We start from the raw sequence: 20,672 nt of genomic DNA on the forward strand, positions 1-20,672 counted from the left end.
GGTTAATAATATCCCGCTGGGATATCCCCTCATTCAGGTACGCTTCCACAGCTTCTTGTTTCCATTCCGGGGGATACCGCTTCCACTGGGTGGCTTTCGTCAGCGCTTCGGCTCCATGGCGTTCGTACCGATCGATCCATCCCCTTAACGTCTTTTCGTTGATGTCCCAATGACGACAAAACTCAGCCATATTCATTGTCCTCTGATCAAAAGCGTGGATGATTTCTATTTTCTGCTCGGTCGTATATCCTCGATAAGGCATAAAAATGCTCCCCTCTAAGCAAAACAGATGATTTATTTCATCTGTCTACTTAAAGGGGAGCATATCAGAAACTCGGAGCTCTTTTTTATGAGGAGGATGACATGAGAGTACTGGTGATTGCTGACACCCACATGCCAAAGAAGGCAAAAGAGTGGCCGGAGGCGCTTTATAAAGCATTTACAGAAGCCGATTATATTATTCATGCTGGAGACTGGCAGAGCCCGGACGTATGGAAAGACTTAAGACAATATGCCCCGCTTACCGGTGTATACGGAAATGTGGACGGGGATGATATAAAAGCTGTCGTGAATGAAAGAGAAGAAGTCGTTCTTGCAGGATGGCATATTGGTATCGTGCACGGTCATGGAGAGAAAGGGACGACTGAAAAAAGGGCCGGAGAAGCATTTGCCCCCGGCCAGAAAGATATTATCATTTTCGGACATTCTCGTATTCCTTACCTGCGGTATGCAGGGAAAACGTTGATGTTTAATCCGGGATCGCCAACGGATAAGCGAAAGGCGGCGATGTTTTCCTACGGGCTGATCGATCTCACCCACGACCACGTTGAAGCCCGTCATGTGTTTTTCTCCCGGAAAAGCTAAACAAAATACTGAAGATCCGAAGCGTTGGTCGGATATGCAAACATCGTCCCGGATAAGGAGCTCGCCGGGATTTCGTGTTGAATCACGAGCGTCATGTAGTTGATGAACGAGGCGGCATCACTGTTTAATGCGTGAGCACCGACGACGGTATCCTTTTCCTTATCAATAATTAATTTTACAAAAGCCGTTTTTTCATTTTTATGCTTGTACGTAAACCACGAGCTGACGTCTTCGGTCACTACAGACATTCCGCGGGAGGAGGCACCGTCGCCTGTAAGGCCTACCGCTGTTAACCCGGGCACTGTGAACGCTGCAGAAGCGATTGGTCCATAATGCACGGGACTGCTGTTGTTTTCAAGCAGGTTAGTGGATACGTAGCCTGCCTCGAAGCCGGCTAACGGGGTTAGCGGGCTCCCGGACGTATCGGCGCAGTCGCCGGCGGCATAAATATTTTCATTGGTTGTATTTTGCAGATATTCATTTACAGTAACGCCCCTTTTTTTATCATAGGCAGCATCTGCGTTTTCCAGATCCAGCGTTTGCACGTTCGGTGTACGGCCGCTGCCGTGAACGACAATATCGCCGTAAAAGGAGTCTTTCGTTTTGGTATAAACCTGATAGCCTTTTCCCTCTGGGCGTATTTCGGCTGCTTCGGTGTGCAGGTGTACATGTACACCGATTGATTCAGAATAATCAATGAGCTTTTGGACAAGCTCAGTATCAAATCCTTTTAATGCATGCTCTCCGCGCTGTAGAATATGAACATCGGCTCCCGCCCGCTTGGCAAGGTGGGCAAACTCAAAGGAAATATAGCCGCCGCCGATAAAAACAATGCTTGATGGCAGCTGATCAAGTTCAAGAAAATCATCGCTGCTGAGCAGATGTTCAGAGCCTTCAATTGGAAGACTGGTGGGGCTTGCGCCAGTGGCTAGTACGAATTTTTCACTCTTAATGGGGCGTCCGTCCACTTCAAGAGTTTCACGGTCGATAAAACGGGCACGCCCGTGCAAAGTGTCGATGCCGCTGTCTTTTAAGCTTTGTTCGATAGATTCCGGCACCCCTTCAACGAAGGTTCGTTTGAAGTTCATTAAATCTTCCCAGCGGATGGATAAACTGCCTTCAAGACCAAGGCCCTTCAGACGCTGGGCCTGCTCGAGCACATCTGAAGCATGGATGAGCACCTTCTTCGGATCGCATCCACGCAGGGCACAGGTGCCGCCGTAAGGGCGTTCATCCACTATTGCCGTCTTCCATCCGGCCCCGTTTAAGTTCCCGGCAGCGGTCATACCCGCTGAACCGCTTCCGATTACGATCGCATCATACATAAATCATACCTCCTTTAATCTCTTCGTTCCTATTCCTTTTGCTCTAAGAAATGAAACGAAGTCCGAAATGGAAAACTATTACTTGAAAGAAGGAACAGCGCATGCAGTATGAAACAGGGGAATTTCATTCAGAACGACTGACGACCGGCCTTTTGTTCTGGTCAGGACTGATTGTTATGTCGAGTTTGTACATGACGATACCGCTCATACCAGCTTTTTCAGAAGCATTTCATATTTTTGCCGGAGAGGCCGCCTGGGCAGGAAGTATTTTTTCAATCTTTTTCGCGGCCGGTTGTCTGCTGTACGGACCTTTATCGGAACGCGCGGGAAGAAAACGTACGATCGTAACGGGCCTGCTTGTGCTCGCTGTCGTCACCCTTGTGCTCGGGATGGTGTCGACCTTTTCTATGCTGCTTGTCGGCCGAGCTCTTCAGGGACTGGCGGCGGCATCATTTTCACCGGTAGCGCTTGCTTACATTGGCGATATGTTTGCGCCGGCTAAGAGAGGTTCGGTCATCGGGTTTATCAGTGCCGGCTTTTTAATTGCCGGGATTTTTGGCCAGACGTGGAGCAGTGCCGCCATTCAGGCAGCCAACTGGCACTGGGCCTTTTTGCTGCTTGGCATTGTCTACGTCCTCACCTTTGTTTTGATGTGGCGCCTGCTTCCGGTAGATCCTTCGAAAGGAAAAGCGGGGGGTAAACCTTCTTTTTTCTCGCAGCTGCAGACAGCGGCCAGAAATAAAAGCCTGATGCTCTGTTTTATCGTCACTCTTTCGGTGCTGATGGTTTTTGTGGGGATGTACTCTTCGCTCGGCCAGTATCTGCAAGGAGCATTCCAGCTAAGCCAGGGTGACATTTTATACGTCCGCGCTGCCGGGCTCATTGGTATCAGTGTTGCTTTTTTTACGGGGAAATGGAGCCGGCGTGTCGGCAGTCCGTTTATCCTGCGTGCTGGTCTTGGTATCGGCGCACTTTCACTTTTGCTGATGCTCGTTACGGACAGCCTATGGCTGCTGGTGGCATGGAGCGTGCTGTTTACAGCTGGAGCCGGTTTAATCGTTCCGGCGATTATTGCGCTCATCAATCAGGTGGGGGCTGAAGTGAGAGGCGTAGCAACTTCGCTTTATACATTTATTTTATTTATCGGGGCCAGCATCGGGCCGGTGCTAAGCACTGTAGTAAGTCAGGCTGTGTCTGTCGAGTGGGCCTTCGGCGTTCTCGCTATGATTTACGCTGCCAGTTTTGTAACAGCTTTAGGAATACGTGTGCAAAAGCAGTAAAGAAGTCGTGAATCGGCTTCTTTACTGCTTTTACGTTAGGTTATTTAACATATTTTTTCTTTCGGATAGGTTTTATTGGGAAAACACGCAGGAATATTATGAATAATAGAGGGCAATGACAGAAAATATAACAAAGTAATTTCTATATAAGTACTTAATTACTCTAAATTTTCAGAAAATTATGATACGATAGAAACCTGAACAGGCGAACAATCGATAATACCTTTAGATAATTCAGATGAACAGGAGTGGTGAACATGGTTAAAAGCAGTACGAAGCGGTATTTGAGAGCCTTGAATTTAACGGTGGAGGAACCTTCTTTTTCTTATCTGGCCAAAATTATGAACGCTCATTTGTTTACCTTTCCGTTTGAAAATGCGAGCAAACTAATATACCACGAGGAAAATGCCTGGAAAAATCATACGCCGGACACGCAGAGCTTCGTCGATAACTTCGAAAAATACAAATTTGGCGGAACGTGCTTCACCGTTAATCAAAAGGTGGCGGCTGTGCTTCAGGATTTAGGCTTTGATGCTTATAACATTAATATGGGGCCGGAGCATATCGCGACTGTCGTCCGGCTGCAGGGCGAGCATATCCTCGTGGACTGTGCCGTTTCAGCACCGATTTTTTCGCCGGTGCGTCTGGAGAGGTCTGACCGGAACATTTATATGTATCACGACGAAAAGATTGTCATCAGTCCGGTGGATAAAGAAAACCACTTGTATGAATTCAAACGCTATATAAAAGGAAAGCTGACAAAAGATCAGTGGGTGTTTGATGCGGGGCTGCCGAGAAGCCAGAAATACCTTGATGATATGGTAAGCCATTCCCACCGGGAAGACGCTATGTTTATGTCAATTCTGAGACTGCAGATGTGGCAGCCGACGCGAAACATTACGCTGAAAAATAACCGGATGCGTATCTATCATCCGGGCGGCACCACGGAAAAAAGAGAGCTTCAGTCGATTGAAGAGATCGAAGAAGTGGTTCAGCATGAATTCGGACTCGAAAAACTGCCCGTGCGAAAAGCGGTCGAATACCTCGAGGCTAAAGGAATCGATGTATTTGCCTCCTTAAATAAAGAAGAAGCATCTTAAGTGAAACCGGCGCAGGCAGCGCCGGTTTTTTGTGTGCAGACGGTTGCGGCCGGTTATCTGTATCGCATATGATAGACAGATAACATTAACATAGGGCAGGTGTTCGGATTGAATAGCGCGATTGCTGAGGTAAAGCTGGTCCCTTTTGAGCGGGAGCATTATGATGAGCTAATCGGATGGGTGCCGTCGGCCGATTTTTTAAAGCAGTGGAGCGGAGAAGCGTTTACACACCCGCTGGATGCCGAACAACTCGATGATTACCGCATGCAGCAGGAAGGCGACCATCCCAAACGGCTGGTCTATACTGCTCTGCACCAGACAACGGAAGCCCCGGTTGGTCACATATCGCTTGGGGCCATTAATTACCGCGATCGTTCCGCACGGATAGGCAAGGTGCTCGTTGGAGATGAAACGATGCGCGGGACGGGTCTCGGGCAATGGATGGTACGGGAGGTTTGCCGGATCGCCTTTGACGAATTGCAGCTGCACCGGGTAGCGCTCGGAGTTTTTGATTTTAACGCTTCCGCCTTGCGCTGCTATGAGCGTGCCGGCTTTCAGCGCGAGGGGGTAAAACGGGATCTTCGTCTCGTAGGAAACACCTATTGGTCCCTTGTGGAGATGAGCATGCTCGAAGAGGAGTGGGAAAAGCTGCGCTAATTATCGCGGCTGTTACCGCATTTCTGGAAATTTAATCAGGAAGGGTTCATAATAAAAAGACAGGAGCCCTCTGCGCTCGTGTCTTTTTTTATCAGCGGGCAGCAGAGGCTTGATTATGGGTTGGAGGGAAGCGCATGAAGAAAAAACCATCTGTACTGATAATGGTCTCTGTAGAGGCAGAAAAAGAAGCCCTGGAGGCAGCAGCTGAAGCAGAGAATGCCTGGGAGGTGCAGGTAGGCGGTGTCGGGGCTGCACAGATGAGTGTCAGGACATCGCTGCTGCTTGCTGAGCATGACTATGATTTAGTTATAAATGCCGGGATTGCGGGAGCTTTTCCGGATAAAGCCTGGTTGGGTGATATTGTGGCAGCCAGTGAAATCGTCGCCGCGGATATGGGCGCAGAAACAGAGGAAGGGTTCGCTCCGCTCGAAAAACTTGGGCTTGGACCGACACGTTTTCCGGCAGAAAAAAAGTACACGCCTGAGTTAGTCCGGCGTCTTGCGGAGCAGGGAATTTCGGCTGTTGAAGCTCCGGTGCTTTCCGTGTCGACCGTGACCGGTACACAGGCAACGGTGAACCAGCGGGCTTTTTTATATGAAGATGCCGCGGCAGAAGCAATGGAAGGCTACGGTGTGGCCGCGGCCGCCAGCCACTTCGGGGTTCCGGTAATGGAAATACGCGCCATTTCAAATGAAGTCGGGCCGAGGGACAGGGACGCCTGGGACATCCCGGGAGCGCTGGATTCTCTGCGGTCGGCTATACTTATATTGCAGGAGGTTACGTCATCATGAAAATAGCTTTTTCCCCGTGTCCCAACGACACATTTGTGTTCCATGCGTGGACGCATGGGCTGTTAAAAGATACAGAAGCACCGGAAGTCACATTTGCAGATATTGATATCACCAATCATTGGGCCGCAAATAAAGAAGGACCGGAAGTAATGAAAATTTCATACGCGGCCCTTCCGTGGGTACTTGAAGATTATGCCCTTCTTCCAAGCGGCGGTGCCCTCGGGTACGGATGTGGCCCCTTAGTATTAACAAAAGGCGAAAAAACGCCTGAGCATTTAATCGGAAAAACGGTAGCAGTGCCTAGTGAACGGTCCACGGCTTATCTGCTGTTCCGCTTATGGGCATCCAAAGTGATTCCTGAAGGTGTCGGGGAAATTAAGGTAATGCCCTTTGATGATATTATGCCGGCGGTCCGGGACGGCGAAATAGATGCCGGCCTTGTCATTCATGAAGCCAGATTTACGTATCACAATTACGGGCTGTCGCTTGTAGAGGACATGGGCAGCTGGTGGGAAAGAGACACTGGCTTTCCGATTCCGCTTGGAGCGATTATTGTCCGCCGCCATTTAGATACGCAGACACTTGCAGCTAATGCCCGGCGCTCTGTAGAATACGCCTGGGAGCATCCGGAGGCATCAAGTGATTTTGTCATGGAAAATGCCCAGGAGATGTCGCCGGAGGTGGCTCAGTCCCACATCGAGCTTTATGTTAATGAATTCACCCGCAACCTCGGTGAAGACGGGTACGCCGCTGTGGAAACCCTGCTCGGACGGGCGATGGAAGAAGAATTAATCCCTTCCTTTGATTTGAAAAAAATCAGGCTGTACTAAAAAGAAGCTTCGCCTGTTTCCAGGTGAAGCTTCTTATATATCTGCCGTTTTCATTTTCCTCGCTGCCAAAGCGGCACGGAGGCTGTGAAGAACCATGCCGGCGAGCACGAGCGCAATGCCGGAGAACGTTAAGGCTGAAGGCGCTGCCGTGTGAAGCAGAAGCATTTCGCCGATAAGGGCAAAGAGCACTTCACCTGACTGAGTGGCTTCGACGCCGGCTAATTTAGCGGTATCGTTTTTCACCAGTTCTGTGGCATAAAAAAACAGGACAGTAGCGATGATGCCGGAGGAAACAGCAACAATAAAGGACTGGGAAATCTGAGATCTTGCGGGAAGTCCGTGTACGGAAGCTCCGTACAATGCTAAAATAATCCAAAAGGGCATGCTCGCAATTGTCATGCCAAGCACCCGCTGGAAAGTAGTGAGCCCGTTTCCGGCCACGTGCATCATTTTCCGGTTGCCAAGCGGATAGGCAAAGGCAGCCAGAAGCAGTGGCAGCACGCAAAGCCACACGTTCAGAAGCGGGACCGCCGAAGCGTGTTCAGCCTGCATAATAAACACCCCCGCCAGAATTACTAAAGAGATCAGTACGCTCTGGATAGGGATGCGTTGCTTAGTTCCAGATTTTTTATGTAAAAAAGGCACAAGCAGCGATCCGGCAATGATAGTAATTTGAAAAGTGGCGGCGACGAGCCAGCCGGGCCCGTATACGGTAGAAAAGGCGATGGGCGCGTAAAAGAGTCCAAATCCGACTGTGCTCCAGAGGAGCCACTCTGAAGGACGGGCGAGAAGATGATGGAAGACGGGGCGAAGCCGTTTTTGCGCTCCGACAATGGCGATAAGCATGGGAAGCATAAAAAAATAACGAAGCGACGCACTCCAGGCCCAATGGCCGCCAGAAAGCTCCATCGAACGATTTAAAACAAATGTGACAGAAAAAAAGAGGGCTGCTGTAAGGCCCAGCAAAATAGCTTTCATTTACGAGGACCACCTTCGATGCAATATTTGGTTATTGTATCACAGCTAAAAATTTTTCCCAATATTCTGTTGAATAAAAATGGCGGATCCCAGTGCTTCTGCAAAAAATCAGGTAAAGAAAGCAGGTGGAGTATGAAGTACCCTGAAGCTCTAAAAAAGGGAGATACAATTTATGTAACAGCACCATCGAGCGGAGTACCTGCATCTTTACACGGGGTGCTTCAGCAGGCGGTGGAAAAAGTACAAACGAGAGGGTTTCACGTCCGGGTGGGAGAAACGGCCTGGAGGCAGCAAAAGGCAGCGAGTGCCGATCGTTTTCAAAGAGCCGAGGAACTGATGATGGCACTGGCAGACCCTGAAGTTCAAGTAGTGATGCCTCCGTGGGGCGGAGAAAGAATCGTAGATATTCTTCCGCTTTTGGAATGGGAATGGCTGCGTGAGCTGCCGCCCACCTGGATTCTTGGCTATTCTGATACGAGCACACTCGCCTTTGCCTACACGATGATGACCGGAGCGGCTTCAGCTCATGGCACGAATCTTTTTGATCTTGCCGCGCCGATCTGGGACGACGTGACAAAAAAATGGGAGCGGGCTTTAAAGACTCCGCAGGGCGAAGCCATTTACCAGCACTCAAGCTCCTATTACCAGTCGTCCTGGGAGAAGGCGTTTGAGAAGCCCGGTTCAGGGTTTGTACTTGATACGCGAACGTCCTGGAAGCACCTTGAAGGCGCGAATACGGATGAATTGAGCGGTCGTCTGCTCGGTGGGTGTCTGAATACGCTGCCGCGTCTTGTCGGCACCCCTCTCGATCGGGTACAGGAATGGCGTTCGGAAAAGGTCATTTGGTACCTGGAATCCACAGGCATGGATGCTGTAGAGATCCACCGCTCCCTGTGGCAGCTGCAGCAGGCCGGCTGGCTGGATAATGCTGCCGGCTTACTTATAGGGCGGCCTGAGGGATACAATCATACAGAAGGTTTTACCATGGAGGACAGCCTGCAGGAATTGTTCGGCGGCCGCCTTCCTGTATGGTACGACGCTGATATTGGCCACATGCCTCCGCAGTGGACGTTTATCAATGGGGCATTTGCCAACCTTCGTTTTGACCGCGGCCAGGCTGAGATGACAATGAGAAAATCATAGAAGGAGGGATCCTCGTGCAGCTGGAAAGCAGCCGCCTGCTTTTAAGACCATTTTCAGAAAAAGATATAAATGTGTTAGCGGAGCTTGCAAATAACTACCGTATTGCAAAAACAACCCTGGAGCTCCCGTATCCTTATACAGAAGAAGATGCATGGTGGTGGATTGGGCATCATCCAGGCTGGATTGAAGAAGGGTCCCGTTTTCCGTTTGCTGTCACTAAAAAGGATGAAGACGAATTAATAGGAAACATTACGGTGCGCGTGCAGCCTGAACATCGGCGCGGCGAGCTTGGGTACTGGCTCGGAACGGACTACTGGGGCAACGGTTATATGAGTGAAGCAGCGGCGCTGGTAAGGGATTTCAGCTTCCACACATTGAAGGCGAACCGGTTGACGGCTCCTGTTATGAGTAAAAATCAGGCTTCGGCCGGGGTGTTAAAACGAATCGGGATGCGCTATGAAGGCACGCTGCGCCAGGACATCTGGAAATGGAGCAGCTACGAGGACGTAGACATGTACGGCATGACTGCAGATGACTGGACGAATGCATAAAATAAGCGCTGCCGTATTGGCAGCGCTTCTCAGCTTTTTAACAGAAATACGTTGTCGTCTTCATCGCGAAAGCTGGCATAAGTAATGCCGTTCATCTCTGTTGGTTCTTCGTCAAAAACAATATTCTGAGCTTTCATCCACTGGTAGGAGGCGTGCACGTTGTCGCATTCAAAAACAATCGACGGCTTCAGCTCCTGCCAGTTCAAAACGTATGACTTAGGATAGATGGCGAGCGCTGTTTCAGCCCCTGGAGCTGCGACCTCCAGCCGGTAGGCATTTGGCCCGAGGGGGTCTTCGCTCCGGACTTCAAATCCTATTTTTTCTGTCCAGAATTCTTTTGCTCGCTGCTGATCTTCTACATATACAGCCGTAGAGGCAATTTTTCCTATCATTTTTATACTCTCCTTTAGACGCACTGTTTTATTATATCAACTGCACGCAAAATTCCAAGTGAAATTATTTTCCGCTCATTCTTTTGAATTGGAGCCCTGCGGGGAATACATATAAAATATTCGAAAAAAGGAGACTGTATACTATGCATGAACTGCATCCAGATGATCTGCCGGTAAAAGAAGTGTATAAGCTGCTCACAGGCTCGGTCGTCCCCCGTCCAATAGCCTTCGTTACTACAATGGCAGAAGATGAAACATTAAACGCAGCACCGTTCAGCTTTTTTAATGCGGTAAGCCCGGATCCGCCGGTATTAATGATATCCATTACGAGAAAAGACGGGAAACCAAAGGACAGTGCAAAAAATATTTTAGACCGCGAAGAATTGGTGGTACACATAAGCGATGAAGGTATTGTAGAGGATTTAAACATTACGGCGGCAACGCTTCCTCCGGAGGAAAATGAGCTGGAGCATACTGTCTTACATACGGTGCCGAGCAAAATAGTGGAGGTGCCGGGTATTGAGGAAGCAAATATCCGCTTTGAATGCCGGCTGCATAAGCACGTGCCGCTTCAAAATGCCGAAGGGAAAATTACTCAGGACGTCATATTAGCAGAAATTGTTTGTATTCACGTTTCAGAGGGCGTATATGATAGTGAACACAATTATATTCTGCCCGATAAGCTGAAGCCGGTCGCGCGTCTGGCGGGTAACGACTACTCCAAGCTTGGGGAATTATTTACGCTTGAACGACCGAAATAAAAAGGACCGCGCCTGTTGCTTGAAGCAAACAGACGCGGTCTTTTTTATTAGATAGAGGCTGCAGTGGCGGTTGATTGATTTTGTACTTCTTTAATAAGCTCATAGGAACGAAGGCGTTTGGCCTGATCGTACACACTGCCGCTGATCATGATTTCATGAACCGGAACGCTCGATGAAAAATCTTCAAGCTGCTGGCGTACGGATTCGGGGCCGCCCTGGATAGTACCGGCGTCCCAGCGTGCCATCATCGCTTTTTCCTGCGACGTCCAAAGCGCGTCCATATCTTCTACCGGCGGCTGTATTTTGCCCGGACGGTTGCGGATTAAGCTGAGAAACTGCTGTTTCATCGTCGTACCGAGGTAATCGGCTTCCTCGTCTGTTTCGCCGGCGATTACGTTGATGCCGGTCATAGCGTATGGCTCATCGAGCACTTCAGACGGCTGGAATGAATCCAGATACAGCTGCAGGGCTGCCTTCATATTCTCAGCCGCAAAGTGGCCGGCGAAGGCGTATGGAAGTCCGAGCTGTCCGGCGAGCTGGGCGCTGAATCCACTGGAGCCAAGCAGCCAGATAGGAATATCCAGACCTGCGCCCGGCACGGCTTTTACCTGCGGAGGGACGGCCATATTGGCTGGGTCCTGAAAATATCTCTGCAGTTCTTCAAGGCGTGCTGGAAAGTCCTCGCCGCTGTTTACATGACGGCGAAGAGCTGCCGCTGTTGTTTGATCGGTGCCTGGCGCCCGGCCGAGTCCTAAATCAATGCGTCCCGGATACATGCTTTCGAGTGTACCGAACTGTTCGGCAATTGCGAGCGGGGCGTGGTTGGGAAGCATAATACCGCCCGAACCCAGACGAATGTTCGACGTTCCTCCAGCCAGGTAGCTGAGTAGTACAGAAGTGGCCGAGCTTGCGATCCCTTCCATGTTATGGTGCTCTGCGACCCATAAGCGGTTGTAGCCGAGTTTTTCGGCATGCTGAGTCAGCTCGAGGCTTTTTGTAAATGAATCCCCCGCTGTTTCCCCTTCGTTTACAGGGGATAAATTTAATACTGAAAGCGGCATATCTTTAAATGCTGGCATGAAAATCTCTCCTTTATATGACACGTCCTGCTGGTAATTGAGTCATAAAAAATTATACTCCTCCTGCGTACTGTTATTCAAAAAAGGTGCTCAATACTGAAAAATTCTCTAGTATAATAAAGGTGCCCTGTGGGCAAAAGCACGGGGGTCTGGGCTTTAAAGCCAGGGAAGGGACGGGAGTATATGAATATCGTTTTATCCGGGTTCGGGGCTGTCGGACAGGCAGCAGCCCGTGTATTAATGAATAAAGAAAAAGAATGGGAGCGCACGTACGGGGTGCATATAAAAATTACCGCTGTGCTCGACCGCAGCGGGGTCGTAGTGCATAGCGACGGGCTGGATCCCGAGCAGCTGCTTCAGACAAAAGCGGAAACCGGCGGTTTGGATGACGGATCGCTGCCGCCAAGGAATGTAGATCAGTTATGGGCGGACAGCCAGGCGGATATATTTATTGATGCAGCAGAAACAAATACATTAACCGGGGGCTCGGGACTGCCGCTCATGCAGTCGGCGTTAAAGCACGGGGTGGACGTCGTCTGTGTCAGCAAGGGAGCGCTTGCCTATGCCTGGGATGAGATGCACGAGCTTGCTGAGGCGTCCGGGAGATCAATAAAATACAGCGGTGCGGCTGCTGCTGCCCTTCCGACTGTGGACACAGCTCTGTACAGCTTGGCAGGGGCGGAAATACATACAATCGAAGGACTGCTGAACGGAACAAGCAACATGATTGCGACAAGGGTCGCCGCTGAAAATATTGCGCTGCAGGAGGCGTGGGAAACAGCAAAAAAAGAAGGAAAAGCCGAGGCAGACCCTTCTGAGGATATTGGGGGAAAAGATACGGCGCTGAAAATGTATTTTCTTACAAAAGCCTGCCTCACGACAGAAGTAAACTGGAAGAGTATTACGATACGCGGGCTGGACGAGCTTTCCGATGCTGAATGGAGGCAGGCAGAACAAGGGAAAACAAAGTGGAAGCTGGTCGGACACGCACACAAAACGGCGCAGGGCACAGCGGTCTCTGTCGAGCCCAGGCTTCTCACGGCAGAGCATCCTTTCTTCCACGTTGATGGGGCCGAGAAAGCAGTGCTTTTTTCTACAGACACGATGGGAAACGTTCTCGTTTCCGGTGGAGCGTCATCGCCTACGGGGGCAGCCGCCGCGGTCTGGAAAGATGTCATTCACCTTGCGCGTGAAAGAGCCTGAGAAAAGGCTCTTTTTTACGCGCAAATGGCTGAAAAGTCCTGTGTAAGTAATAGGAGGAATATCGTTCCTGAATTGAGAAATAATTTCTTTAAATAATAAGACTCATCCCTGGATAAATTATATGATAAAAAATGTAAGCGATTACAATTATACGGGGGGATTAGATGAAGTTTCGCGTATTAGGACTTGCAGCGGTCACTGCCTGCGCTGCAGCCTTTGCAGGTGGAGAAACAGTCTCTGCAAAGGGCGCAGAGGAAGCTCAAAGCACAGACCGGGGATTGATTGCCCATGAAACAGAAGAAGGAGTATTTTTAAGCTGGAGACTATTTCAGGAAGAAGCCACAGCTGCAGCTGAAAATGGCCTGGAGGGCGAGAATTTCATTGTTTACCGCGACGGTGAAAAGATTGCAGAAGTGAAGAACAGCACTAATTTTGTTGATGAACAAGGAAACAGTGATGCTGAATATAGTGTGAAAGCAGAAACTGCAGATGAAAAAAGCGAAGCGGTCGTCCCTGAAAATGAAAAATACTATGAACTTCCGCTGCAAAAACCGGCAGGCGGAACAACCCCGGCCGGAGAGGATTATGAATACACAGCTAATGATATGGCCGTAGCTGACATGAACAATGACGGAAAAAATGAATACGTGGTCCAGTGGGATCCTACCAATTCTAAAGACGTGTCACAGAACGGTTATACGGGAAATACCTACATTGATGTATATACCATGGAAGGGAAGCTGCTTTACCGTGTGGATTTGGGGAAAAATATCCGCTCAGGGGCCCACTATACACAGTTTTTAGCGTACGACTTTGATGAAAATGGCCAGGCAGAGCTGATGATGAAAACAGCACCTGGAACTAAGGTGCTGCAGTACGATGAAGATGGAAAGCAGGTTTCGGAAGAATTTATTACTATGCCTGAAAAGGATAAAGAGGCCGGTTATTCCCATGACGATGATTACCGGCTGAGCAGTGATAATTATTATGAACATGTGGTGGACATGTTTATGGAGTGGCCGGAGTATGAAGAAGTAAAAAGCGGCCAGTGGCCGGAAACACTTGAAAAAGCCTTCGGTATTGAGCAGCGGTACGATTATCCACTCGAACGTGAAGAAGCTGAAGAACTGGCAGACTATTTTATGGATGAATATGCTCCGGACCGAAGTGACCGGAATAATTTGCGGGAATTTGAAGGCTTTATTGTAGACGGCCCTGAATACTTAACCGTATTTAATGGCAAAACGGGAGAGGAAATGGATACCGTCGATTACGAGCCTGGGCGCGAGGATGACGGACTGCGCTGGGGAGACTATGCGATGGAGCGTATTGAACCGGGAAACCGGGTGGACCGCTTTCTGGCAGCTCCGGCTTATTTGGAAGAGGATAAGCCTTATGCAGTGTTTGCAAGAGGTTATTACACACGGGCTGGCATCACCGCTTATGAATGGAACGGAAGCTCTTTAACGAAGCACTGGGAAGCAGACAGCGGCTTTACGCCGATGGATAACCCATTTAATGCGTCTCCACACGGTACGGACGGCACTGATGAAGAAATGGGTACTTTAGCGGGACAGGGCAACCATTCACTCAGCACTGCCGATGTTGACGGTGATGGCAGCCAGGAAATCATTTACGGGGGAGCAACCGTAGACAATGATGGTTCATTGTTGTACAGCTCTTCCGCCGAGCTTCCGGAGGGAAGTGCAGATCCGGGCACAGAAGCTAAGCTTGGTCACGGGGATGCAATGCACGTGGCAGATATCGATCCGGAACGTGACGGTCTTGAAATCTTTTCCGTGTTTGAAGGGGCAGCGAATGCTCCTTACGGCTATGCGCTGCGCGCGGCAGAAAACGGAGAAGTGCTTTACGGAGAATATACCGGTGAAGACACCGGCCGTGGAATGATTGGAGATATAGTTCCTGATTCCCCAGGAATGGAAACGTGGGCCACGGACCTCCGAGCTGCGGATGGTGAAGTATTGGATGACGAGATCCCTGGTACAAATATGAATATCAAATGGGCAGGTGACGGCACCACACAGATCATTGAAGGATCCGGAGAAGAGGCGCCAAGTATTGTAGATGGAAACGGGGAAACGGTGCTGGAAGCGGAAGGTACAAGAACTAATAACGGCACGAAAGGGAACCCGGGACTGGTGGCAGATGTCTATGGGGACTGGCGTGAAGAAATGCTTGTACGAACAGAGGACAGCTCGGCGGTGCGTATTTATACCAACACGAGCCTAACGGAGACGAAAATGTACAGTCTGATGGAGGACGCGCAGTACCGTACCGGCATCGCCTGGCAGAACACGGCCTACAATCAGCCGGCTTATCCAAGCTTTTATTTCGGCTCGGATATGGACTGGGAGCAGGTCCCACTAACTGAGAGCAGTTCTGTTTCATATGAAAGTCTGGAGAAATCGCTGTCGCAGTATATAGAAAATGAACAAGTAGAACGGCCGGCGGATAAGCAGCTATCAAATACATTGAAGCAGGCTGTCCGTCATCAGGAAAAGGGCAGGGAAGACAGAGCAGTGGATTTTCTTGAAAAATTTAAACAGCAGCTCAGTAAACAAGAGAACCATTTGTCCGACGAAGCAGCGGAAGATCTCACTGAGCAGGCAGAAACCCTTTTAGGGGAAAAGTAAGCAGAAGTTATTCAGCCAAGAAAACGCACAAAACTCATAAGCAGCTTTGCGGCGCCGGGATATTATCCGGGGAGCACGCAAAGAGCTTATGAGTTTATTTTTATCCAAAAAAGGCATTTTCGACTAAAAGCATAAGGAGAGATGAAGAAAAAAAAGATGACAAACACAAAAAGAAATGGAAAAATGAAAGTGCATACACTAAAAAGGAGATGAAGAAATGAATACATATACGGTTGCATCAATTGCTGGAGATGGAATAGGTAAAGAGGTAGTACCGGCTGCCTGGAGAGTACTAAAAACGCTTGAGAGGGTGCAGGGAGACTTCGAACTTCGTGTCACAGACTTTCCCTGGAGCTGTGATTATTACCTTGAGCATGGCAGAATGATGCCGGAGGATGGTTTAGAGCAGCTTGAAGCCTTCGATGCCGTGTTTTTAGGTGCGGTTGGGCACCCGGACCTCGTGCCGGACCATGTTTCTCTGTGGGGACTTTTAATTAATATACGCCGCGGCTTTGAGCAGCAGATCAATGTTCGTCCTTCCCGCCAGTTTGAAGGGCTTGCTTCTCCGCTCGCCAATCCAAATCAGTTTAATCTGATGGTGGTCAGAGAAAACAGTGAGGGGGAATACAGCGAAGTCGGCGGCCGGATGTACAGCGGGGAGAACGAAATTGCGATTCAAAACAACGTATTTTCCAAAAGGGCAGTAAAAGCAGTCATGGAGTATGCTTTTAAGCTGGCAAAAGATCGCAGCGGTCATGTGACCTCTGCTACGAAATCTAACGGAATCGTCTTTTCCATGCCATTTTGGGATGAAGTGTTTAACGAGGTAAAGAAAGATTATCCTAATATAGAGACCAGGGCAGAACACATTGATGCTCTGGCGGCAGCCTTTGTTACTAAACCAGAAACCATGGATGTCGTCGTCGGCAGCAACTTATTCGGAGATATTCTGACAGATATCGGCGCGGCTTTGATGGGAAGCATCGGTATTGCACCGGCCGCCAATATTAATATAAATGGAAAATATCCATCCATGTTTGAGCCAGTGCACGGCTCTGCCCCGGATATTGAAGGCCAGGGACTGGCCAATCCGATCGGCCAGCTGTGGACAGCTCAAATGATGCTTGAGCATCTCGGAGAAAGTACGGCAGCGCAGACACTAATGAACGCTATTGAATATGTCATCAAACAGGGAACGGTCACGAAAGACCTTGGAGGCGATGCTTCTACTGAAGACGTAGTGAATGCAGTGGAAGAATACTTAACATCTGAAAACATAAAATAGGAACTAACTAATAGGTATTTAATAATAAATACGACGCTCACCCGCAGCTTGTAAATCGTGAAACTCCTTGATAGTTAACGATTTTTGATACTGAAGAAGTGATTAATTTCCATTTTATGATTATTATGCTCAATGTTACAGTTTTAATACAAATGTAGTGAGTATATTGTCTGTACCCCCTGGCACTTATATACTACTTTATACACAACAGTAGAGTCAGACATCGCAGCACATGATCAAATAGGGGGTGGATTCGCCGGGGTTTTTCGCATTACGCTTATTCAGCGCAGCGGTGCCAGAAGCTTAGGGCGAACGTGTATGAAAAAATATGCATATCCAGCAGCGATTGTTGCTGCGGCAACAGTAGTTTTTGCAGCGCCGGCTGCAGCAGATGCTGCGTTAGGCGATCAAACACTACGTCAGGGCTCGAAGGGTTCGGAAGTTAAAGAACTGCAGGACTGGTTAAAGGGGAACGGCTATCATAACGGAGCAGTGGACGGAATATATGGACCGGCCACCGCGGGATCCGTGCAGGCCTTTCAGCGTTCAGCGGGTATTACCTCGGATGGTATAGCCGGGTCGAACACATTTTCCAAAATGAGTTTAAACCAAAAACAAGCTTCACCCGAAAAAAGCTCTAAAGCTTCTGACAGCTCCACCAGCTCGTCTTCAAGTGTATTAAAGGCAGGTGCTTCGGGCAGCGATGTCCGGGATCTCCAGGCAAAGCTGAAAAGCAAAGGATTCCATACCGGATCGCTTGACGGAGAATTTGGCCCGGTCACGAAGTCTTCAGTTATTGCGTTTCAAAAAGCAGTGGGAATCGGTGTTGACGGTGTGGCAGGCCCGAATACATTTAAAGCGTTAAGCAACTTTAAATCATCCTCAGGCAGTACGAATGATTCAAACCCTGCCAAGTCGGATACTTCCTCTTCGGAAACCGGAACCAAAACGCTCCGGCAGGGAGATACGGGCAATAGTGTGAAAAGCATGCAGCAGACGCTTAAAAGCAAAGGATTCCTTTCAGGAGCAGTCGACGGCCAGTTCGGTCCGCAGACAGCAGGGGCAGTGAAGGCCCTGCAGCGGGCAGCTGGTTTGAGCACTGATGGGATCGTCGGTCCTAATACATGGAAAGCATTAAGCGATTCTTCTGTGAAAAATGGAACCAGCTCCTCTCCGGAAAAAGTCAGCTCAGGATCTTCAGGAAGTGTATCAGGGCTGATAAGTACAGCGAAGCAGTTTATAGGTGTTCCGTATGTATGGGGAGGCACGACGACGAGAGGATTCGACTGCAGCGGATTCACCCAGTATGTATACAAGCAAAACGGCACAAGTCTTCCACGTACGGTGGCCCAGCAGTATGCTGCAAGTAAAAAGGTATCTAGCCCGCAGGTGGGGGATATGGTGTTTTTCACCACCTACAAGGCGGGAGCATCGCATAACGGAATATACATTGGAAACAACCAGTTTATTCACGCAGGATCCTCAACAGGCGTTACTATTAGCAGCATGAGTAATCCATACTGGGCTCCGCGCTACATAGGGGCCGGAAGCTTCTGACTTATACTTAGAGGCCGCCGTTCAGCAGAAACGGCGGCCTCTTATTCAGGATTGCAGAAAAAGTTTATAAAATTACACGTATGAACAGGGAGTTACGTATTGTTTACAACTCTGTAATAGCCATTGTTCTGCCCATGCCCGGTGCTTACAATAAAAGAGCATCAACAGATAGAAAGCGTGGGATTGCAATGAAAAGAAGAATGTCAGCGTTCATGCTCGCTGTTTTATTATTATTTGTGCCTGCCGATGCCGATGCCGCTTTAGGTAGTGAAACCCTGCATCCGGGAGACCGCGGAGAAGATGTGGAAGAGCTTCAGGAAGCCCTCCAGCAGGAAGGATTTCACAGCGGGAAAACGGACGGGGTTTACGGTTCAGTCACCACCTCATCGGTGAAAGCTTTCCAGAAGTATGAAGGATTAACAACAGATGGTGTGGCCGGAGAGGCGACCCTTGGAAAGCTTTCCTGATAAAAAAAGAAGCTGAAGCCAACGTAGCTTCAGCTTCTTTTCTGTTTTAGGAAAAAATGCTGCTGATTTGCTCTACTTCTTCTTTCGTCAGTTCCACTTCGGAGGTTTTCAGGTTATTAACCACTTGATCGGAGCTTTTGGCTCCAGGAATCAAAACGTCTACCGAAGGCTGATGCAGATACCAGGCGAGAACGACGTGAGCTGTTTCTTCACCTTTACGTTCCGCGATTTTTTTCACTTCGTTTACTTTGCGGAGATTTTCTTTAAATGTCTCTCCCTGAAAATTAGGCTTTTGGGCACGGATATCGTTAAATGTAGTATTTTCATCGTATTTTCCGGCTAAGAGGCCAGACTCAAGTGGAAAATAAGGTACGAAGGTAATGTTGTTTTCTGCAGTGTATGGAAGAATGTCTTTTTCCACTTCGCGGTTCAACAGATTATATTCAGACTGCACTACGTCCACATATCCATTCTTGTTTGCTTCCTTCAACTGATCCAGAGTGAAATTCGATACGCCGATAGAGCGGATTTTTCCGGCTTCCTTCATTTCCTGCAGGGCGCCGACTGCTTCATCCTTCGGCGTGTCTTCATCCGGGAAATGAATATAAAATAAATCAATATAGTCCGTTTGCAGGCGGTGGAGTGCGTCATCTACGGACTGTTTTAAAAATTCCGGAGAGTTGTCCATAACAGTGTCGCCGTTGTCGAGAAATTTATGGGCTGCTTTTGTAGCGATAACAACCTGTTCACGGGCATTTTTTTCTTTTACTACTTCACCGACGAGTTCTTCGGAACGGCGCGGTCCGTAAATAAACGCTGTATCCAACAGGTCCACACCGTTATCGATGGCAGTGGCGGTTAACGCTTTTCCCTGCTCTTCATCGAGCATGTCGGGATAAATATTATGTCCGCCCACTGCGTTGGTTCCAAGTCCAAGAGGATTTACAGTGACTTCAGATTTTCCAAGTGTTACACGATTCATTGCCATATAAACGTCACTCCTTTGTAATTTCAGCACACTTATTCATATTTCACCTGTAACCAGAAGCTAAACATTTTTTGGTTCGTATGAATAAGTGTACAATTTCGCAGAAATTCACGTTTACTAAAGAAAAGATAAAGGTAAGGAATAGATAGGTTCTATTACGAAGGATACTGAGAATAAAGGGGAGAAACATATGCCAGAACAGCAAAACAGTAAATTACCAATTATTATAGCTTCTGTAATCATTGCAGGTATTGGGGCAGTATTTCTAAATCGTTCAGCGCGTGACACGGTGAAGGAAAAGTCTTCAGAAGCAAAAGAAACTGCCAGTCAGTATAAGGAAAACGCCAAAAACAGCGACGCAGTGAATAAGGATGACTTCATGGAACGTATCCAGAACGCTACAGAGCTGGCCAAAACCATTGGTACCCAGCTTCAGGATGTATACAATAATTACGGCAAAGATCTAATCGCCCAGGTTCAAAAAGTGAAGGACGACTCAGAAGAAGTGGTGTCAACGGCGAAGGAAGCCGGTGAAGAACTGAAAGGCGTAGGCGACACGGCTAAAGATGCCGGGGAAGAATTAAAAGAAGCCGGCAGCCAGGTAAAAGAAGCCAAAGATGAGGTTGCTGGTTCTGACGACGATGATACTAAAACAAAAGAGTATCAGAGCGCTACCGATGCTTCGAAGTACAGCGACAGCGATCTTCCAACGATCGGTTCCACTGGAAACATGGATGAAGACATTAACAAATCGGCAAGAGAATAAT

The 20,672-nt window shown here is 48.8% G+C and carries 21 protein-coding genes; 15 read left to right on the forward strand and 6 right to left on the reverse strand.

Features of this window, described 5'->3' with window-relative positions; all coding sequences use genetic code 11:
• The coding region (locus G548_RS0106000; protein ID WP_022793247.1) for a helix-turn-helix domain-containing protein at positions 1–262 on the reverse strand (262 nt) is incomplete at its 3' end.
• 101 nt (positions 263–363) lie between these two features.
• Between G548_RS0106000 and G548_RS0106005 the strand changes: the two genes are divergently transcribed.
• Positions 364–864 carry a YfcE family phosphodiesterase gene (locus G548_RS0106005; RefSeq protein WP_022793248.1) on the forward strand — a complete coding sequence of 167 codons (501 nt, stop codon included), beginning with the start codon at positions 364–366 and terminating at the stop codon, positions 862–864.
• Here the strand turns inward: G548_RS0106005 and G548_RS0106010 are convergent.
• Positions 861–2,189 (reverse strand): dihydrolipoyl dehydrogenase family protein, encoded by a 1,329-nt coding sequence (locus G548_RS0106010; RefSeq protein WP_022793249.1) that lies wholly within the window; start codon positions 2,187–2,189, stop codon positions 861–863. The genes G548_RS0106005 and G548_RS0106010 overlap by 4 nt on opposite strands.
• Positions 2,190–2,290: 101 nt before the next feature.
• On the opposite strand from G548_RS0106010, the gene G548_RS0106015 reads away from it, so the two are divergent.
• The 5 genes from G548_RS0106015 (at position 2,291) to G548_RS0106035 (ending at position 6,847) form a co-directional block, all read left to right on the forward strand.
• Entirely contained in the window at positions 2,291–3,469 is a 1,179-nt protein-coding gene (locus G548_RS0106015; RefSeq protein WP_022793250.1) for an MFS transporter, read from the forward strand.
• 257 nt (positions 3,470–3,726) lie between these two features.
• Positions 3,727–4,569: an arylamine N-acetyltransferase gene (locus G548_RS0106020; protein ID WP_022793251.1), complete on the forward strand. Its 843-nt coding sequence runs from the start codon at positions 3,727–3,729 to the stop codon at positions 4,567–4,569.
• Positions 4,570–4,677: 108 nt separating this feature from the next.
• Positions 4,678–5,226: a GNAT family N-acetyltransferase gene (locus G548_RS0106025; protein ID WP_022793252.1), complete on the forward strand. Its 549-nt coding sequence runs from the start codon at positions 4,678–4,680 to the stop codon at positions 5,224–5,226.
• Positions 5,227–5,360: 134 nt separating this feature from the next.
• On the forward strand, positions 5,361–6,017 hold the full coding sequence (locus G548_RS0106030) for a futalosine hydrolase (RefSeq protein ID WP_022793253.1): 657 nt from the start codon (positions 5,361–5,363) through the stop codon (positions 6,015–6,017).
• Positions 6,014–6,847 (forward strand): 1,4-dihydroxy-6-naphtoate synthase, encoded by an 834-nt coding sequence (locus G548_RS0106035; RefSeq protein WP_022793254.1) that lies wholly within the window; start codon positions 6,014–6,016, stop codon positions 6,845–6,847. The genes G548_RS0106030 and G548_RS0106035 overlap by 4 nt, the downstream gene beginning before the upstream one ends.
• 33 nt (positions 6,848–6,880) lie before the next feature.
• On the opposite strand, the gene G548_RS0106040 is transcribed toward G548_RS0106035, so the two are convergent.
• Positions 6,881–7,825 carry a DMT family transporter gene (locus G548_RS0106040; RefSeq protein ID WP_022793255.1) on the reverse strand — a complete coding sequence of 315 codons (945 nt, stop codon included), beginning with the start codon at positions 7,823–7,825 and terminating at the stop codon, positions 6,881–6,883.
• A gap of 132 nt (positions 7,826–7,957) precedes the next feature.
• On the opposite strand from G548_RS0106040, the gene G548_RS0106045 reads away from it, so the two are divergent.
• Positions 7,958–8,968, forward strand: coding sequence for a S66 family peptidase (locus G548_RS0106045; RefSeq protein WP_022793256.1), 1,011 nt, complete (start codon positions 7,958–7,960; stop codon positions 8,966–8,968).
• A 14-nt stretch (positions 8,969–8,982) separates the two neighbouring features.
• Complete coding sequence (locus G548_RS0106050) at positions 8,983–9,519, forward strand: GNAT family N-acetyltransferase (protein WP_022793257.1); 537 nt, start codon at positions 8,983–8,985, stop codon at positions 9,517–9,519.
• A gap of 29 nt (positions 9,520–9,548) precedes the next feature.
• Here G548_RS0106050 and G548_RS0106055 read toward each other — a convergent pair whose 3' ends face one another.
• On the reverse strand, positions 9,549–9,911 hold the full coding sequence (locus tag G548_RS0106055; RefSeq protein WP_022793258.1) for a VOC family protein: 363 nt from the start codon (positions 9,909–9,911) through the stop codon (positions 9,549–9,551).
• Between the two features lie 143 nt (positions 9,912–10,054).
• Here G548_RS0106055 and G548_RS0106060 point away from each other — a divergent pair, with 143 nt between their 5' ends.
• Positions 10,055–10,672: a flavin reductase family protein gene (locus tag G548_RS0106060; RefSeq protein WP_022793259.1), complete on the forward strand. Its 618-nt coding sequence runs from the start codon at positions 10,055–10,057 to the stop codon at positions 10,670–10,672.
• A gap of 47 nt (positions 10,673–10,719) precedes the next feature.
• Here the strand turns inward: G548_RS0106060 and G548_RS0106065 are convergent, their stop codons facing one another.
• The gene (locus G548_RS0106065; RefSeq protein WP_022793260.1) at positions 10,720–11,751 is read right to left on the reverse strand and encodes an LLM class flavin-dependent oxidoreductase; all 1,032 of its coding nucleotides are present in this window, start codon (positions 11,749–11,751) and stop codon (positions 10,720–10,722) included.
• A 183-nt stretch (positions 11,752–11,934) separates the two neighbouring features.
• Here G548_RS0106065 and G548_RS0106070 point away from each other — a divergent pair, with 183 nt between their 5' ends.
• The 5 genes from G548_RS0106070 (at position 11,935) to G548_RS0106090 (ending at position 18,917) form a co-directional block, all read left to right on the forward strand.
• Positions 11,935–12,954 (forward strand): hypothetical protein, encoded by a 1,020-nt coding sequence (locus G548_RS0106070; protein ID WP_022793261.1) that lies wholly within the window; start codon positions 11,935–11,937, stop codon positions 12,952–12,954.
• 164 nt (positions 12,955–13,118) lie between these two features.
• On the forward strand, positions 13,119–15,608 hold the full coding sequence (locus G548_RS0106075; RefSeq protein ID WP_022793262.1) for a rhamnogalacturonan lyase: 2,490 nt from the start codon (positions 13,119–13,121) through the stop codon (positions 15,606–15,608).
• Positions 15,609–15,825: 217 nt separating this feature from the next.
• Positions 15,826–16,893 (forward strand): tartrate dehydrogenase, encoded by a 1,068-nt coding sequence (locus G548_RS0106080; protein WP_022793263.1) that lies wholly within the window; start codon positions 15,826–15,828, stop codon positions 16,891–16,893.
• 318 nt (positions 16,894–17,211) lie between these two features.
• Positions 17,212–18,450 carry a C40 family peptidase gene (locus tag G548_RS0106085; RefSeq protein ID WP_022793264.1) on the forward strand — a complete coding sequence of 413 codons (1,239 nt, stop codon included), beginning with the start codon at positions 17,212–17,214 and terminating at the stop codon, positions 18,448–18,450.
• Positions 18,451–18,638: 188 nt separating this feature from the next.
• The gene (locus tag G548_RS0106090; RefSeq protein ID WP_169435228.1) at positions 18,639–18,917 is read left to right on the forward strand and encodes a peptidoglycan-binding domain-containing protein; all 279 of its coding nucleotides are present in this window, start codon (positions 18,639–18,641) and stop codon (positions 18,915–18,917) included.
• A gap of 46 nt (positions 18,918–18,963) precedes the next feature.
• Here the strand turns inward: G548_RS0106090 and G548_RS0106095 are convergent, their stop codons facing one another.
• Complete coding sequence (locus tag G548_RS0106095; protein WP_156847912.1) at positions 18,964–19,899, reverse strand: aldo/keto reductase; 936 nt, start codon at positions 19,897–19,899, stop codon at positions 18,964–18,966.
• Positions 19,900–20,095: 196 nt separating this feature from the next.
• Here G548_RS0106095 and G548_RS0106100 point away from each other — a divergent pair, with 196 nt between their 5' ends.
• Positions 20,096–20,671, forward strand: a complete 576-nt coding sequence (locus G548_RS0106100) for a hypothetical protein (protein WP_022793267.1) — start codon at positions 20,096–20,098, stop codon at positions 20,669–20,671.
• The last annotated feature ends 1 nt before the right edge of the window (position 20,672 follow it).

Origin of the sequence: Marinococcus halotolerans DSM 16375 (assembly GCF_000420725.1) — a bacterium.
Lineage (GTDB): Bacteria > Bacillota > Bacilli > Bacillales > Marinococcaceae > Marinococcus > Marinococcus halotolerans.

What these genes read in the sequence shown, in the direction of transcription:
- G548_RS0106005 (WP_022793248.1), top strand. Translation starts at nt 364, where the DNA reads ATGAGAGTACTGGTGATTGCTGACACCCACATGCCAAAGAAGGCAAAA.
- G548_RS0106010 (WP_022793249.1), bottom strand. Translation starts at nt 2,189, where the DNA reads ATGTATGATGCGATCGTAATCGGAAGCGGTTCAGCGGGTATGACCGCT.
- G548_RS0106015 (WP_022793250.1), top strand. Translation starts at nt 2,291, where the DNA reads ATGCAGTATGAAACAGGGGAATTTCATTCAGAACGACTGACGACCGGC.
- G548_RS0106020 (WP_022793251.1), top strand. Translation starts at nt 3,727, where the DNA reads ATGGTTAAAAGCAGTACGAAGCGGTATTTGAGAGCCTTGAATTTAACG.
- G548_RS0106030 (WP_022793253.1), top strand. Translation starts at nt 5,361, where the DNA reads ATGAAGAAAAAACCATCTGTACTGATAATGGTCTCTGTAGAGGCAGAA.
- G548_RS0106035 (WP_022793254.1), top strand. Translation starts at nt 6,014, where the DNA reads ATGAAAATAGCTTTTTCCCCGTGTCCCAACGACACATTTGTGTTCCAT.
- G548_RS0106040 (WP_022793255.1), bottom strand. Translation starts at nt 7,825, where the DNA reads ATGAAAGCTATTTTGCTGGGCCTTACAGCAGCCCTCTTTTTTTCTGTC.
- G548_RS0106045 (WP_022793256.1), top strand. Translation starts at nt 7,958, where the DNA reads ATGAAGTACCCTGAAGCTCTAAAAAAGGGAGATACAATTTATGTAACA.
- G548_RS0106055 (WP_022793258.1), bottom strand. Translation starts at nt 9,911, where the DNA reads ATGATAGGAAAAATTGCCTCTACGGCTGTATATGTAGAAGATCAGCAG.
- G548_RS0106060 (WP_022793259.1), top strand. Translation starts at nt 10,055, where the DNA reads ATGCATGAACTGCATCCAGATGATCTGCCGGTAAAAGAAGTGTATAAG.
- G548_RS0106065 (WP_022793260.1), bottom strand. Translation starts at nt 11,751, where the DNA reads ATGCCAGCATTTAAAGATATGCCGCTTTCAGTATTAAATTTATCCCCT.
- G548_RS0106070 (WP_022793261.1), top strand. Translation starts at nt 11,935, where the DNA reads ATGAATATCGTTTTATCCGGGTTCGGGGCTGTCGGACAGGCAGCAGCC.
- G548_RS0106075 (WP_022793262.1), top strand. Translation starts at nt 13,119, where the DNA reads ATGAAGTTTCGCGTATTAGGACTTGCAGCGGTCACTGCCTGCGCTGCA.
- G548_RS0106080 (WP_022793263.1), top strand. Translation starts at nt 15,826, where the DNA reads ATGAATACATATACGGTTGCATCAATTGCTGGAGATGGAATAGGTAAA.
- G548_RS0106085 (WP_022793264.1), top strand. Translation starts at nt 17,212, where the DNA reads ATGAAAAAATATGCATATCCAGCAGCGATTGTTGCTGCGGCAACAGTA.
- G548_RS0106090 (WP_169435228.1), top strand. Translation starts at nt 18,639, where the DNA reads ATGAAAAGAAGAATGTCAGCGTTCATGCTCGCTGTTTTATTATTATTT.
- G548_RS0106095 (WP_156847912.1), bottom strand. Translation starts at nt 19,899, where the DNA reads ATGAATCGTGTAACACTTGGAAAATCTGAAGTCACTGTAAATCCTCTT.
- G548_RS0106100 (WP_022793267.1), top strand. Translation starts at nt 20,096, where the DNA reads ATGCCAGAACAGCAAAACAGTAAATTACCAATTATTATAGCTTCTGTA.